The sequence below is a fragment of the Streptomyces sp. NPDC051822 genome (assembly GCF_044452745.1).
GTDB lineage: Bacteria > Actinomycetota > Actinomycetes > Streptomycetales > Streptomycetaceae > Streptomyces.
Genome location: NZ_JBITBZ010000006.1, coordinates 42,740 through 57,042 on the forward strand (window position 1 = coordinate 42,740; position 14,303 = coordinate 57,042).

14 protein-coding genes are annotated in these 14,303 nt (G+C 72.9%); 5 read left to right on the top strand and 9 right to left on the bottom strand.

What is annotated here, in order from left to right; translation table 11 throughout:
- Window positions 1-87: 87 nt before the first annotated feature.
- Window positions 88-1,587, bottom strand: coding sequence for a PLP-dependent aminotransferase family protein (locus ACIA8N_RS19760; RefSeq protein WP_365783419.1), 1,500 nt, complete (start codon window positions 1,585-1,587; stop codon window positions 88-90).
- Window positions 1,588-1,689: 102 nt separating this feature from the next.
- On the opposite strand from ACIA8N_RS19760, the gene ACIA8N_RS19765 reads away from it, so the two are divergent.
- The 4 genes from ACIA8N_RS19765 to ACIA8N_RS19780 all read left to right on the top strand — a co-directional run bounded on the left by ACIA8N_RS19765 (window position 1,690) and on the right by ACIA8N_RS19780 (window position 5,202).
- The gene (locus ACIA8N_RS19765; RefSeq protein WP_030551993.1) at window positions 1,690-2,358 is read left to right on the top strand and encodes a YitT family protein; all 669 of its coding nucleotides are present in this window, start codon (window positions 1,690-1,692) and stop codon (window positions 2,356-2,358) included.
- Window positions 2,355-3,119, top strand: coding sequence for a glycerophosphodiester phosphodiesterase (locus ACIA8N_RS19770; protein ID WP_365783421.1), 765 nt, complete (start codon window positions 2,355-2,357; stop codon window positions 3,117-3,119). Before ACIA8N_RS19765 ends, ACIA8N_RS19770 begins: the two co-directional genes overlap by 4 nt.
- Window positions 3,120-3,201: 82 nt before the next feature.
- A complete protein-coding gene (locus ACIA8N_RS19775; RefSeq protein WP_365783423.1) occupies window positions 3,202-4,572 on the top strand; it encodes an MFS transporter in 1,371 nt (456 codons plus the stop codon).
- A gap of 255 nt (window positions 4,573-4,827) precedes the next feature.
- A complete protein-coding gene (locus ACIA8N_RS19780) occupies window positions 4,828-5,202 on the top strand; it encodes an RNA polymerase-binding protein RbpA (protein ID WP_015032218.1) in 375 nt (124 codons plus the stop codon).
- 85 nt (window positions 5,203-5,287) lie between these two features.
- Here ACIA8N_RS19780 and fxsA read toward each other — a convergent pair whose 3' ends face one another.
- The 4 genes from fxsA to ACIA8N_RS19800 form a co-directional block, all read right to left on the bottom strand.
- Entirely contained in the window at window positions 5,288-5,881 is a 594-nt protein-coding gene (gene fxsA, locus ACIA8N_RS19785; RefSeq protein ID WP_030551987.1) for an FxsA family membrane protein, read from the bottom strand.
- Window positions 5,882-5,980: 99 nt separating this feature from the next.
- Window positions 5,981-6,757, bottom strand: a complete 777-nt coding sequence (locus ACIA8N_RS19790; protein WP_030551985.1) for a polyprenol monophosphomannose synthase — start codon at window positions 6,755-6,757, stop codon at window positions 5,981-5,983.
- 477 nt (window positions 6,758-7,234) lie between these two features.
- The gene (locus ACIA8N_RS19795; RefSeq protein ID WP_365783426.1) at window positions 7,235-8,878 is read right to left on the bottom strand and encodes an amidohydrolase; all 1,644 of its coding nucleotides are present in this window, start codon (window positions 8,876-8,878) and stop codon (window positions 7,235-7,237) included.
- 58 nt (window positions 8,879-8,936) lie between these two features.
- Complete coding sequence (locus ACIA8N_RS19800) at window positions 8,937-9,377, bottom strand: Lrp/AsnC family transcriptional regulator (protein ID WP_030204348.1); 441 nt, start codon at window positions 9,375-9,377, stop codon at window positions 8,937-8,939.
- Between the two features lie 225 nt (window positions 9,378-9,602).
- Here ACIA8N_RS19800 and ACIA8N_RS19805 point away from each other — a divergent pair, with 225 nt between their 5' ends.
- Window positions 9,603-9,971: a hypothetical protein gene (locus ACIA8N_RS19805; protein WP_365783428.1), complete on the top strand. Its 369-nt coding sequence runs from the start codon at window positions 9,603-9,605 to the stop codon at window positions 9,969-9,971.
- A 38-nt stretch (window positions 9,972-10,009) separates the two neighbouring features.
- On the opposite strand, the gene ACIA8N_RS19810 is transcribed toward ACIA8N_RS19805, so the two are convergent.
- From ACIA8N_RS19810 to ACIA8N_RS19825, 4 genes are all read right to left on the bottom strand, one after another.
- Window positions 10,010-11,098, bottom strand: a complete 1,089-nt coding sequence (locus tag ACIA8N_RS19810) for a phosphotransferase family protein (RefSeq protein ID WP_365783430.1) — start codon at window positions 11,096-11,098, stop codon at window positions 10,010-10,012.
- A gap of 10 nt (window positions 11,099-11,108) precedes the next feature.
- Window positions 11,109-12,245, bottom strand: a complete 1,137-nt coding sequence (locus tag ACIA8N_RS19815; protein WP_365783432.1) for a hypothetical protein — start codon at window positions 12,243-12,245, stop codon at window positions 11,109-11,111.
- Window positions 12,246-12,691: 446 nt separating this feature from the next.
- Entirely contained in the window at window positions 12,692-13,873 is a 1,182-nt protein-coding gene (locus ACIA8N_RS19820) for an acyl-CoA dehydrogenase family protein (RefSeq protein ID WP_365783434.1), read from the bottom strand.
- A 132-nt stretch (window positions 13,874-14,005) separates the two neighbouring features.
- On the bottom strand, window positions 14,006-14,158 hold the full coding sequence (locus tag ACIA8N_RS19825; RefSeq protein ID WP_106975969.1) for an SCO1431 family membrane protein: 153 nt from the start codon (window positions 14,156-14,158) through the stop codon (window positions 14,006-14,008).
- Window positions 14,159-14,303 lie beyond the last annotated feature (145 nt).

The following is a 14,303-nucleotide window of genomic DNA, read 5'->3' on the forward strand; positions in this document are numbered from 1 at the left end:
GCGCGTGAAGAGGCCGGTACGGACCCGCGGTCCGTACCGGCCTCTTCACATGGAGCAGATGGAGCAGACGTCTACTGGAGCAGACGTCTACGCCACGAACGACCGCGGCGGCTCCGTCCCCCCGCCCGCGCCGGACTCGACGAGCCGGGCCGCGGCGGCGAGCCGGGCGGCGGCCTCGGCGGCGACCGCCCCGCCGACCGTGAAGGGCAGCCGGACGAAGCCCTCGAAGGCCCCGTCGACGCCGAACCGCGGCCCGGACGGGACACGGACGCCGACCCGCTCCCCCGCCTCGGCGAGCCGGGAGCCGGACAGGCCACCGGTACGGACCCAGAGGGTCAGGCCGCCGCGCGGGACGGAGAACTCCCACTCCGGCAGCTCCCTGCGCACCGCGGCGACGAGCGCGTCCCGGTTCTCCCGGGCCTGCTCGCGGCGCAGCGCCACGGCCTCCTCCCAGCCGCCCGTGCCCATGAGCCAGTTCACGCCGAGCTGTTCCAGGACGGGGGTGCCGAGGTCGGCGTACGCGCGCGCCGCCACCAGGGAGCGGATGACGTCGGGAGCCGCCCGGACCCAGCCGATGCGCATGCCCGCCCAGAAGGCCTTGCTGGCCGAGCCGACCGTCAGCACGGTGGATCCCGCCGGGTCGAAGGCGCAGACCGGCCTGGGCATCTCCAGGTCGTCGTCCAGGTGCAGCTCGGCCATGGTCTCGTCGACGACGAGGACGGTGCCGGCCGAGCGGGCCGCGTCCACGAGCTGCCGGCGCTGGTCCTCGTCGGCCAGCGCGCCGGTGGGGTTGTGGAAGTCGGCCACCACGTAGGCGAGGCGGGGTGCCGCGTCGCGCAGCACCTGCCGCCAGCGGCCCATGTCCCAGCTGCCGAGGCCCTCCGACATGGCGACGGGCACGAGCCGGGCCCCGGCCTCCCGCATGAGCTGGAGGATGTTGGCGTACGAGGGCGATTCGACGGCGATGCGCTCGCCGCGCCCCGCGAAGAGGTGGCAGATGGCGTCGATGGCTCCCATGGCGCCGGTCGTGACCATGATCTGCTCGGGCATCGTGGGGATCCCGCGCGCGGTGTAGCGGTCGGCGAGCGTCTGCCGCAGGGCGGGCAGTCCCGCCGGGTAGTCCCCGTGCGTGTGGGCGTACGGAGGCAGTTCCTCCAGGGCGCCCTGGATGCCCCGGGTGAGCCACGGCTCGGGCGCGGGCAGCGCCGCGCAGCCGAGGTCGATCAGCGAGCCGAGGGACTCGGGGGGCAGCGGTTCGAGGCCCCGGGCGGGCAGGGGGTTCCCCGCCGGTACGGCGGTCCAGCTGCCGGCCCCGCGACGCGATTCGAGGAAGCCCTCGGCGCGGAGCGCCTCGTAGGCCGCGGCCACCGTCGTACGGCTGACGGTGAGGGCGAGGGCGAGTTCCCGCTCGGCGGGGAGCCGGGCGGCGACCGGCACCCTTCCTTCGAGGACCAGCAGGCGGATGCCGTCGGCCAGCGCACGGTAGGCGGGCGGCTTGCGCGCGCCGGGTCCGGCCGGCCGCGGCTGCTGCGCCTGGAGCTGCCGGGCAAGCTGAGCCGGTCCTACCGCCGAAGTCCACTGGGCCATCGGAATCAGTCCACCTTCCTCGAATTGGCCATGGTTGGCACCCGTTCCCTGGCCACAGAGTGTCACGAACCAGTCCACTGACACCACCCTGGGGGAAGTCCCTTGTCCATCGCCTCCGGTCTCCACGGCCGGCACCTCACCCGTCGACTGATCCAGCTCTACGTGGGCCTGGCGCTCTACGGGGCCAGCGCGGCGCTGCTCGTGCGCAGCGGTCTCGGCCTCTCGCCCTGGAGCGTCCTCGACCAGGGCCTCTCGGAGAAGACGGGGCTGACGATCGGCGTGGTGTCGATCATCGTCGGCGCGGCGGTCCTGCTCCTGTGGATACCGATCCGGCAGCGGCCCGGTCTCGGCACCGTCTCCAACGTGTTCGTGATCGGCCTGGCCATCGACGGCACCCTGGCCCTGGTTCCGGACGTCCACGGTCTCGCCGGGCAGGTGCCGCTGCTCGTGTCCGGCGTCGTCCTCAACGGGCTCGCGACGGGCCTGTACATCGCGGCGCGCTTCGGCCCGGGTCCCCGCGACGGACTGATGACCGGTCTGCACCGGCTCACCGGCCGGTCCATCCGGCTGGTGCGGACGGCGATCGAGGTGGTGGTCGTCGCCACCGGGTTCCTCCTCGGCGGGTCCGTCGGCGTCGGCACGGTGCTCTACGCGCTGGCGATCGGGCCGCTCGCGCAGTTCTTCCTGCGCTGGTTCGCCGTTCCCGAGCCGGACTCCGGCAGCACCGCGGTCGCCCCTGCGACACCCGAACAGGCCATACTGCGGCGGTGACTCGCGTACGCCACCCTTATCTCGACCACCCGTCGCCCCTGCCGTTCGCGCACCGCGGCGGCACGGCGAACGGCCTGGAGAACACCGCGGCCGCCTTCCGCCGGGCCGCCGCCGCGGGCTACCGCTACTTCGAGACCGATGTCCACACGACGGCGGACGGGGCGCTCGTCGCCTTCCACGACGCGACCCTCGACCGGGTCACGGACGCCACGGGCCGGATCGGTGACCTGCCCTGGGAGGCCGTGCGGGAGGCCCGTGTGGCGGGGAAGGAACCTCTGCCGCTCTTCGAGGACCTCCTGGCGGAGTTCCCCGAGGTCCGCTGGAACGTGGACCTCAAGGCCGAGTCCGCCCTGGTCCCGCTGGTGGACCTGATCCGCAGGACCGACGCCTGGGACCGGGTCTGCGTGGGTTCCTTCACCGAGGCGCGGGTGGCACGGGCGCAACGCCTGGCCGGTTCCCGGCTCGCCACCTCGTACGGGGTGAGCGGGGTCCTCGGGCTGCGGCTGCGCTCGTTCGGCATCCCCGCGGCGGTACGGGCCGGCGCGGTGGCCGCGCAGGTCCCCGAGCGCCAGGGCGGCATCACGGTCGTGGACCGGCGTTTCCTGCGGGAGGCGCACGCGCGCGGGCTCCAGGTCCATGTGTGGACGGTGAACGATCCGGCCCGTATGCACTCTCTCCTGGACCTGGGGGTGGATGGCATCATGACCGATCAGCTGGAGACGCTCCGCTCGGTGCTGACCGAGCGGGGCGTGTGGGTCTGAGCGCGCGCCCCGGCGACACGGGACCGGACCACCAGCCCGGTCCGCCGGGCAGGCTCACGGGGACGAACGAGGGGGCGCGGCCATGACCACGGGTACCACGGAGCCGGAGGAGTACGCGACCGGCGGCGCCGAGCGCCGACGGGAGCAGCGGGGCTGGTACTTCTACGACTTCGCCTGCTCGGTGTACTCGACGAGCGTCCTCACCGTCTTCCTCGGCCCGTACCTGACCTCGGTTGCGCGGGCGGCGTCCGACGCCGAGGGCTTCGTCCACCCGCTCGGGATCCCGGTGCGGGCCGGCTCGCTCTTCGCGTACGCGGTGTCGGCGTCGATCGTGGTCGCCATCCTGGTGATGCCGCTCGTGGGCGCCGTGGCGGACCGGACGGGCCGGAAGAAGCCGCTCCTGGCCACCTCGGCCTATCTCGGGGCGACGGCCACGGCGGGGATGTTCTTCCTGGCGGGTGACCGGTATCTGCTGGGCGCGTTCCTGCTGATCGTGGCGAACGCCTCGCTCTCGGTCTCCATGGTGCTCTACAACGCCTATCTGCCGCAGATCGCGGAACCGCACGAGCGGGACGCGGTCTCCTCCCGCGGCTGGGCCTTCGGGTACACGTCCGGGGCGCTGGTCCTCGTCCTGAACCTGGTCCTCTTCTCGGGCCATGACTCGTTCGGCCTCACGGAGGGCGAGGCGATCCGGATCTGTCTGGCCTCGGCCGGCGTGTGGTGGGGCGCCTTCACCCTCGTGCCGCTAAGCCGGCTGCGCGACCGTCGGATCGCCCTGGACGAGCCGGACAAGGCGGGCGGGGGCCCGGTCGGCAGCGGCTGGCGCCAGCTGCGGGCGACCCTCAAGGACATGCGCGGGCACCCGCTGACGCTCTCCTTCCTCCTCGCCTACCTGGTCTACAACGACGGCGTCCAGACGGTGATCTCGCAGGCGTCCGTGTACGGCTCGGAGGAGCTGGGCCTCGACCAGACCACCCTCATCACCGCGGTCCTGCTGGTCCAGGTGCTCGCGGTGGCGGGCGCGCTCGGGATGGGGCGACTCGCCCGGTCGTACGGCGCCAAGCGGACGATTCTCGCCTCGCTCGCGGTGTGGACGCTGATCCTGGTGGCGGGCTACTTCCTGCCCGCCGACGCGCCCGTGTTCTTCTACTGTCTGGCCGCCGCGATCGGTCTGGTGCTCGGCGGGAGCCAGGCCCTGTCGCGCTCGCTGTTCTCGCATCTGATCCCGCGCGGCAAGGAGGCGGAGTACTTCTCGGCGTACGAGATGAGCGATCGCGGGCTGAGCTGGCTGGGGCCACTCGTGTTCGGTCTCGCGTATCAGCTGACCGGGAGCTACCGGGATGCCATCATCTCCCTGGTGATCTTCTTCGTGGTCGGCTTCGCGCTGCTCGCCCGGGTGCCGGTGCGGCGTGCGGTGGAGGCCGCGGGGAACCCGATACCCGACCGAATTTAGACGTGGCAGTGAAAGGGCGGTAGTGTACGCGTTTGGCCTGCCAGGCGGACCGTTACTGCGTGCTGCTTTCGCAAAGACATCGGGTCACGTCTGCCGTCAGATGTGACAAAACGGGCACTGGTGGGTACAACAAGGGGCGGCACGACGGGCGACGCATGACCCGGCACGGGAATCTTTACCGCCGACCGGACGTTGACCGGATAACGACGACAGCGACACCTGTCCTGTGGGCGACAAGCCCGGGAGGCACGATTCATGAGTGAGCGAGCTCTTCGCGGCACGCGCCTCGTGGTGACGAGCTACGAGACCGACCGCGGCATCGATCTGGCCCCGCGCCAGGCGGTGGAGTACGCATGCGAGAAGGGACATCGTTTTGAGATGCCCTTCTCGGTCGAGGCGGAGATTCCGCCGGAGTGGGAATGCAAGGTCTGCGGAATCCAGGCACTTCTGGTTGACGGGGACGGACCTGAGGAGAAGAAGGGCAAGCCTGCGCGTACGCACTGGGACATGCTCATGGAGCGACGCACCCGCGAGGAGCTGGAGGAGGTCCTCGCCGAAAGGCTGGCCGTCCTTCGTTCCGGCGCCATGAACATCGCCGTGCATCCGCGCGACAGCCGGAAGTCCGCCTAGCGGACCTCACCCGGACGAACAACGCCGCGGGGCCCGGTACACGATCTGTGTACCGGGCCCCGCGGCGTTCTCCGTAGGACGGTGCTCAGGGCGTCAGGGGCGGCCGGTCCTCGTCGGCCCCCCGCGGGCCTCTGGCGGCGTCCTCGCGGATGACCTCGCCCTGGACGACCTTGCCGTCGGGGCGGTGGATGCGCGCCTGCTGGAAGGCGTCCTGGAGGCTGCCGGGAGGTGCGGCGTTGATCCGGCGCTCGGCCGCCCTGTCCGCGTACCGGCCGAGGAAGGAGCGGACCGGAGGGATCAGCAGCAGCAGGCCGGCCGCGTCGGAGACCAGGCCGGGGATCATCAGGAGGAGCCCGCCGAGCATCAGGAAGCCGTTGCGGTCCTCCGCGCCGGTCCGCTCGGGCGCCGTGGGCATCGTGCCGCTCTGCGCGGCGGCCTGGGCCTGCTGGAAGGTGGAGGTGAGGTTGCGGAAGGCACGTCGGCCCGCCCGCTTGACGACGGCGGCGCCGAGGACGGCACCGCCGACGAGCAGGGCGAAGACGGTCAGTCCGCCCGCCGCGTCCGCCACCACCGTGAGCAGCCAGATCTCCAGGACCAGCCAGGCGGCGACGCCGAGCGGAAGGTACGTACGCGCGCGTGAGCGCTTGGGGGCGAGGGGAGGCGGTGCGCCGGTCGTCATGGTCCCCAGTGTGCCTGGGACCCCGCCGGAACGTCGTAAAGGGGGGATGAGGGCGTCCGGAAGCGCCCCGGGACCGGAAGACCGGGCCCGGGGCGGGTGTCAGGAGGGCTTGCGGCCCAGCATCTTGCCGACCTTGTCGGCCCGGGCCGAAAGACCCCAGCCGGTGACCCTCCACAGGGCCTCGACGACGATGTTCCGGCTCATCTTCGAGTCGCCGACCTCGCGCTCCACGAAGGTGATCGGCACCTCGACGACATGGAAGCCCGCGGCGACCGCGCGGCGGGCCAGGTCGACCTGGAAGCAGTAGCCGGCCGAGGCCACGTCCTCCAGGCCCAGGCCCTCCAGGGTCTCCTTGCGGAAGGCCCGGTAGCCGCCGGTGACGTCGCGGATCGGCACGTCGAGCATCACGCGCGAGTAGAGGCTGCCGCCCCGGGAGATGAACTCGCGGGACTTCGGCCAGTTCACGATGCGGCCGCCCGGCACCCAGCGGGAGCCGAGGACCAGATCCGCGCCCTTGAGGGCGGTGAGCAGCCGCGGCAGCTCCTCGGGCTGGTGGGAGCCGTCGGCGTCCATCTCGACGAGCACGCCGTAGCCGTGCTCGATGCCCCATCGGAAGCCGGCGAGGTAGGCGGCGCCGAGCCCCTCCTTGCCCTTGCGGTGCAGGACGTGCACATGGTCGTCGTCGGACGCGAGCTCGTCCGCGAACTTGCCCGTGCCGTCAGGGCTGTTGTCGTCGGCGACGAGAACGTGCGCCTCGGGTACGGCTTCCCGCACCCGCGCGACGATCGGCTTGATGTTCTCCGCCTCGTTGTAGGTCGGAATGATCACCAAGGCCTTGCCGAGCGGGCCGTAACGCCTCTGGCCACCGTCGTTCACTACTGCCCCTTCGGATACATACGCAGGCCCCCACCATAGCGAGGTCCTCGGAGTGCTCCGGCGCGGCGGTCGCCCGGGGCGGCCGAGGGTGCGGTACAGGGGGGCGTGCGGGCGGGGCGGTCGGCGCCGCTCACGTGCGGTGCGGGGCCCGACGTCCTTCGGTCCGACCTGGGATCCGCCGGCTGCGGATCGACCGAGAGCCGTTGTCTACTGAACATCCGGGCCCCACCCGGGTCGCACCTTCCGCCGGAGAAACCTTCCCTCGCGGCCGAGGCGCGGGCGGCGTTCGGCGAGTGCGGGGAGGCGCTCCGGTCGGACGTCCTGTGGTGGACGCGGAGAACCTACCCGCCCCTGCCGGTCGACTGTCAACACCTGCTTGACCTGCGATTACGCACCAAAAGGCCAGGCCGGAGGGGAAGATCCGCAGGTCGGGGACAAGGGTGCGGAACGAGGTCCCGAGGGGGACATATCCCTACATCACTCGTTCGGCCGTACGAACACCGTCTGCCCGTGCACGACCGTACGGAGGCAGACGGGGAGGTCACGGCCGGGCGACAGGTCGGGCAGACCGGGCGTCCCGGACCGCGGGTCGGTCGACCAGCGGGCCACCCTGTCGTCGGGTGCCTGGACCACGAGTTCCTCGGTGCGCCAGACCGCGTAGTCGGCGGGGGCGCCGGGAACGAGCGTCCCGGCGTCGTCCCGCCTCACGGCCCGCCAGCCGCCCCGCGTGTGGGCGGTGAAGGCGGCCCGGGCGGAGATCCGATGCTCGGGGGTGCGGTGGAAGGCGGCGGCCCGGACGGTGCCCCAGGGGTCGAGCGGGGTCACCGGGCTGTCGGAACCGAAGGCCAGCGGCACACCGGCACGGAGCAGCGCCGCGTACGGGTTGAGGGTCCTGGCCCGCTCGGCGCCGAGCCGGTCGGCGTACATCCCCTCCTCGCCGCCCCAGAGCGCGTCGAAGGCGGGCTGGACAGAGGCCGTGAGACCGAGCTCGGCGAAGGCGGCGATCGTCTCGGGGGTGAGCATCTCGACGTGCTCGACGCGGTGCCGGGCGGCCCGGATCCTGGCCAGGCCGAGCTTCTCTGCGGCGGCCCTGACGCCCTCGACGACGGCGGTGACGGCGGCGTCGCCGATGGCGTGGAAGCCGGCCTGGAGGCCCGCCTCGGTGCAGGCCACGACGTGGAGGGCGACGGTCGCCGCGTCGAGGTGGGCGGCTCCGGTGTGGGTGGCGTCGGTGTGGTCGGCGTAGGGCTCGTGGAGGCAGGCCGTGTGGGAGCCGAGGGAGCCGTCGGCGAACAGGTCACCGGCCGCGCCCAGGGCGCCGAGGGCGCGGGCCCGCTCGACGTCGAGGTCGGCCCAGTAGCCGACGACGCGGGGGCCCGGCTCGTCGCGGGCCAGGTCCAGGAGGCCGGTGAAGTCCTCCTCGGAGGAGATCTGCGGGCCGCCGCACTCGTGGACGGTGCCGATGCCGAGGGAGGCGGCACGCGCGCGTGCGGCGCGCTGGGCCTCGGTGCGCTGGCGCGCGGAGACGGCACCGAAGGCGGCGGCGCGCACGGCGTGGTGGGCGTCGCCGGTGAGCGGCCGCTGTCCGTCGTGGAAGCCGTCCAGGTCCCGGACGCCGGGGACGAGGTCCAGGAGCGCGGTGGTGACGACGGCCGAGTGGACGTCGATCCGGGTGAGGTAGAGCGGCCGGCCGCCGGTCAGCCCGTCGAGCTCGGCACGGGTGAGCGGCCGGCGCTCGGGCCAGCGGGAGGCGTCCCAGCCGTGGCCGATGAGAATGCGGTCCTCGGGGCGGGCGGCGGCGTGGGAGCGGATCAGCTCCGCCGCCTCCGCGAGCGAGGCGGCGGAGGACAGGTCGAGCCCGGTGAGGGCGAAGCCGGTGGCCGTGGTGTGCACATGGGCGTCGACGAAGGCCGGGGTGACGAGCGCGCCCTCCAGGTCGACCACCTCGTCCACACCGGAGGCGAAGGCGTCCGCCGCGCCCTCCGAGCCGACCCAGGCGACGTGCCCGCGCTCCACGACCATGGCGGTGGCGAAGGGGTCGGCGGGGCTGTGGACTTCTCCACCGCGCAGCAGCACGGTGCGGTGTTCGCCGGGAGACGCGGCAGGCGTGGACTCACTCATGCGACCAGGCTAGGACCTGGAGGGACCCGGTTTGTCCGGCAGGTCCCCCCTGGGCAGGTCAAACGCGCGGAGGCCTTGCCTCGTACGGCGTGGAGAGGACCACCGTGGTGCGGCTGGAGACTCCGGCCTGGGTGCGGATGCGGCTGAGCAGGTGCTCCAGCTCCAGCGGGGTGGCGACGCGGACCTTGAGGATGTAGTTCTCGTCGCCCGCGACGCTGTGGCAGGCCTCGATCTCCGGGATGTCGGCGAGCCGGTCGGGGGTGTCGTCGGGGGCGCTGGGGTCGAAGGGTTTGACCGAGATGAAGGCGGTCAGCGGCAGGCCGACGGCCTCCGGGTCGACGACGGCGGCATAGCCGCGGATGACTCCGCGCTGCTCCAGGCGGCGGACGCGCTGATGCACCGCCGACGTGGACAGGCCGGTGGCCTTGCCCAGGTCGGTGTAGCTCATGCGCCCGTCCTTGACGAGCAACTCCACGATCTGACGATCCAGCTCCTCCATGCGGTGACCCTATTGCTCCGGGAGGGGCGGGGCACCGCCGAGGTCGACCACTATCGGGCGGTATGGGCAGCCACGGGGCACCTGCGACAGGCATGTGACGAACGCCACAGGTTTGCGCCCGGCCCGGAAAGCCGTCACACGGTTATGCGGACGGCCGCATGGGAAGTGCTTGCTGTGGTCGGGGCCGTACAGAGTCGGCCGACCCACCCGAGGGGGAGATTCTCCATGCAGGAGCCTGTTGATTCGGTCGAGACGTCCGACGAGCTCGACGCGTACGACACCTTTGAGATGTTCCGGGTCATCTGCCCGGAGTGCGTGCAGCCCATCGCGCTGCTCGCGGACGAGGACGTGCTTCCGGACCACGCGCTCTGCCCGACGCCGTGGAACCCCTTCGTCCTGACGGTGTGCCAGGGCACGGGCCTGTCGGCGACCGAGGCCCGCGCGGCCGACGACACCCTGGAGCTCCAGGAGCAGGACACCGCGCTGCTCCTGACGCTGCCCCAGGGCCTCGACTGGCGCACGCAGCCCTTCTCGCACGTGGGCGGTCCGGGCTCGCGTCCGCTGCGGGTGCCGCAGATGCGGCGCGCGGCCTAGGGCCTCTCGAACTCCCGCCGGGCAGGCCGGGGGCGGGCTCACCAGTAGCTTCCCCGCACCATCGCCGCCAGGGTGGCGTGGTGCAGGATCAGGCCGTCGGGGTCCGCGGGCACCTCGGCCTCGCCGAAGTGGACCTGGCGGTACGCGATCCTGAGCATGACGATCGCGTGCCGCAGCGCCGCGTAGAGGGTGTGGAACTCCATGTCGCGCGGGGTGTGCCCGGTCAGTTCCGCGTACCTCCGCTCGACGGCCTCGCGGCGCAGGAGCCCGGGCAGTCCCGGCTGGCCGAAGCCCACGGTCAGGTCCTGGAAGAAGCGGTGGAGGTAGACCGTCCAGCCGAGGTCGACCTCGCGCGGGACGCAGGCCGCCATCTCCCAGTCGAGCACGGCGGCGGGGGTGAAGCCGTCGTAGACGATGTTCCCGATGCGCGCGTCGCCCCAGCCGAGCACGGCCGGCCCCTCGTCGGCCGGCCAGTGCGCCTCCAGCCAGTCGAAGGCCGACTCGATGAGCGGTGAGGGGGCGAGCCCGTCCACCACCCAGGCGTAGTAGGCGCGTTGGGCCTCGACGTGGCGGCGCAGCGGGGTTCCGGTGCCGTCCGTCAGGAGGAACTCGGCCTCCTTCGCCGGGAACTGGTCGTGCAGCCGCGCGAGCACGGAGACCGACTCCGCTTCGAGCAGGGCGCGTTCGGCGTCCGTGGCGGCGTGCAGCCAGTTCCCCTCGTACGTGTAGGGCATGACGTCCGGCGGGACGCGGCCCTCGGCGCGGGCCATCACGAAGAAGGGGGCACCGAGCGGTCCGGAGTCCTCCTCCAGCCAGAGCACGCGCGGGACGGGCACGTCGGTGTGCTCGCCGACCAGCCGCATGACCCGGTGCTGGCGCGCCATGTCGTACACGGGGAAGACGGTGTACGCGGCGGGGTCGGCGGCCAGGCGCAGGGCGCAGCCGCGGACGGGGGCGTCGGGGTGGTCGAGGTCGAAGAGCAGGGTCTCGCTGGACATGCCGTTGGAGCCGGGGACGGCCAGTCCCGTGACGCGGGCGCCGGGCAGGTGACGGTCCAGCCAGACGGTGAGCCGGCGGCCGAGCTCCTCGGGTTCCCGGGTGGTGGTGCGGGGGCGCGGCGTGGTCAAGAAGGGCTCCTCAGAGGGCCGTTGACGTGTGGTCGGCGAATCCGCTGGGGTCGTGGCGGCCGAAGGAGCCGTGCTCGAAGATGCCGTAGCCGGTGTGGCCGTCGAGGGTGAAGCGGGCGGCGTGGTCGGTGACGCCGTACGCGGCCGTGGGGTGGGCGGTGGGGTCGGAGAGGTCGTAGACCCGCCGGTCGGTCCAGCCGCGGCCCTGCCAGGTGCCGTGCTGCCAGTCGGTGGCGGGCGGATAGCCGGCGCCGACCGCGAGCGGGGAGGAGGCGAGGATCTCGACGCCGACCTCCAGGGGTTTCCCGGTCGGGTCGGTGAGGTGGACGGTGGCCCGTTCGGGGTGGCGGGTGCCGGTGCGGTACGTGATCTCGGTCCGGGGCCAGCCGAGTTGGGTGTCGCGGTGGCCGTCGCGTACGAGCAGGGCTTCGCTGAGGGTGCGGTAGCCGTCGGCGTCCTCCTGCGTGACGACCATGAGGAAGCGGTCCTCGAAGCGCACCGGGATCCAGAGCCAGTGGAAGCCCTCGGGCCGGAACTCGGCGGCCCTGCCAGGCTCTTCGCCGGGGATCGGGCGGACTCCCCAGCTGCGGTCGCGGGTGCCGGTCCACTCCCCCGGGGTGACCGTGAACTCCTCGCCGCCCGCCCTGATCGTGCCCGTGCAGTGGCCGGCCTGGACGAAGCGGCGGCCTTCGAGGGTGAGCCGGCCGCCGTGGCGCTGGGTGTGGTGGGGCTCCCAGACGGTGGGGAAGTCCCCGGTCCAGTGCAGGTCGTAGGCGAGCCCGTCGGGGTCGTCGGGGGCGGCCGCGCAGCGCAGGGAGAGACGCTTGAGGGGTTCGTCGACGGTGAGGGAGAACGGACCGACGGAGAGGTTCATCCGGTCGTCGCCGAGGGCGTCGGAGGCCCGGACGGCGTGCAGCCGGTCGCCGGTCCTGAGGGTGGCGTAGGCGTCGATGACGCCGGTGTTGGGGTAGACGCCCAGGCCGGCGATGAGGAGGGCGCGGCCCGTGTGGTCGAAGACGTGGAAGATGCACCGGTCGTAGGCGTTGCGGTCGCCGCTGATGTGGTGCCTCATCGAGAGCGGGGCCTGGTGCACGGGGTATTCGTCGAGGGGGACGGGCCGGTCGTCGACGTGCCGGTGCGCGGACATGGCTGGCCTCCTGGGGCTCGCGCGAGAGCAACTGACGGTACGTCAGCTCTGCCGGGCGCGACCAGAGTCGTGCAGCGGGTACCGGACGAACTGCCGCTCGAATCCGTCCGGGGGTGACCCCCGGCCGCCGGGGCGCGTTGGTCCGGGCATGACCACGCTGTACACGACTCCCAGCGGTTTCGGTCGGCATCGGCAGGCCGAGCCGCGCGCTGAAGAATCGGTTCATCACTCGTCGCCGACACCCGGCGCGACGACACCGACCGCGCCTGCCGCCGTACCCGTACCGGCGCAGGCATCCCCTCCGCACCCCCTCCCCGCCGACCCGCCCATCTTCAAGGCCGTGCTCTCGCTCTGGGCGAGCCAGGGCCGCACCCTCCCGGGCCATCGCGACCATGAGTGGGCCCGGCTCGCCGCCGGCCCGGTTTGGGCGGACCGCACGGTACGCGTCAGCGGGATTCTGGTCCGACCAGGTGACGGGCGATGACCATGCGCTGGATCTGATTGGTGCCCTCGACGATCTGGAGCATCTTCGCCTCCCGCAGATACCGCTCCACCGGGAAGTCCGCCGTGTAGCCGTACCCGCCCAGCACCTGCACCGCGTCCGTCGTGACCTGCATGGCGGCGTCCGTACAGAACAGCTTCGCCATGGCCGCGCACCGGCCGAAGGGCCGCCCCTCGTCCCGGAGCCGCGCCGCCTCCAGGCAGAGCGCCCTGCCCGCCTCGACCCGGGTCGCCATGTCGGCGAGAAGGAAGCGGAGCCCCTGGAAGTCGGCGATCGGCCGGCCGAACTGGCGTCGCTCCCCGGCGTACGCCACCGCCTCGTCCAGCGCCGCCTGGCCGAGCCCGACCGCGCAGGCGGCGATGCCGAGCCGCCCCGAGTCCAGCGCGTCGAGCGCGATCGTGAACCCCTGCCCCTCCGCGCCGAGGCGCCGCTCGTCGGGCACCCGTACCCCGTCGAAGTGGAGCTGCGCGGTCGGGGAGCCCTTCATGCCCATCTTCCGTTCGGGCGGGGCCGCGCTCAGCCCCGGCGCGTCACCGGGCACCAGGAACGCGGTGATGCCGCGCGCACCCGGGCCACCGGTACGGGCCATGACCGTGCAGAAGTCGGCGATCCCGCCGTGGGTGATCCACGCCTTGGTTCCGTCGATCACCCAGTCGCCGTCGCCCGCGCCCTCCCGTACGGCCCTGGTGCGCAGCGCCGCCGCGTCCGATCCCGCGGACGGCTCGGAGAGGCAGTACGCCCCGAGGAGACCGCCGCCCAGCATCGCGGGCAGGTGCGCGGCGCGCTGCTCCTCGGTGCCGTAGCGGGCGAGCGCGTGGCAGGAGAGGGTGTGGACGCTCACACCGAGACCCACGGTGAGCCGGGCCGCGGCGAGTTCTTCGAGGACCTGGAGATACACCTCGTACGGCTGGCCGCCCCCGCCGTACTCGGGGTCGTACGGCAGCCCGAGCAGTCCGGACCGGGACAGCAGTGTGAACAGCTCGCGGGGGAACCGCCCGGCGGCCTCCTCCTCCGCGGCGCCCGGCGCGATCTCCCGCCGGGCGATGTCCCGCGTCAGGGCGAGCAGCTCGCGGGCCTCGTCGGTGGGCAGCCGGCGCTCCACGCCGTCCGCGTTCCATTCGGCCATGGCCGGGCGCTCCTCCCTGCCGGGCGCGGCCGTGCCGCGCGCGGGATCGCGGGGAGTATGCCCGCCCGGGGCCCGGGGCTCACGCGTGCGACCCGCGGATCACACGGACGGAAGGCGCCCCGGGGCGCCGGCTCACATGAGGCCGGCGCGCGTGACGAGCACGGCGAGGAGGACGACCAGCGTCCAGCCGAGGACGTGTTCGAGCACCTTGGGCCCCCGGTCGTCGTCCTCGGGGCCGCCCGTCCGGGCGCGGAACAGCAGGCGGGTATGGGTGGTGGAGGTCATGGCAACCACCTTGCGATAGGGGGGCGGCCCGTGGGTAGAGACGTCGGTCACGCCCCCTGGACCCACGCCGCCGCGCCGGACGCCCCCGAGGCCCGCGGAAACCTTGCGCCGCAAGGCCGAGGAGCGTCCGGGAGGGGGCGACGGC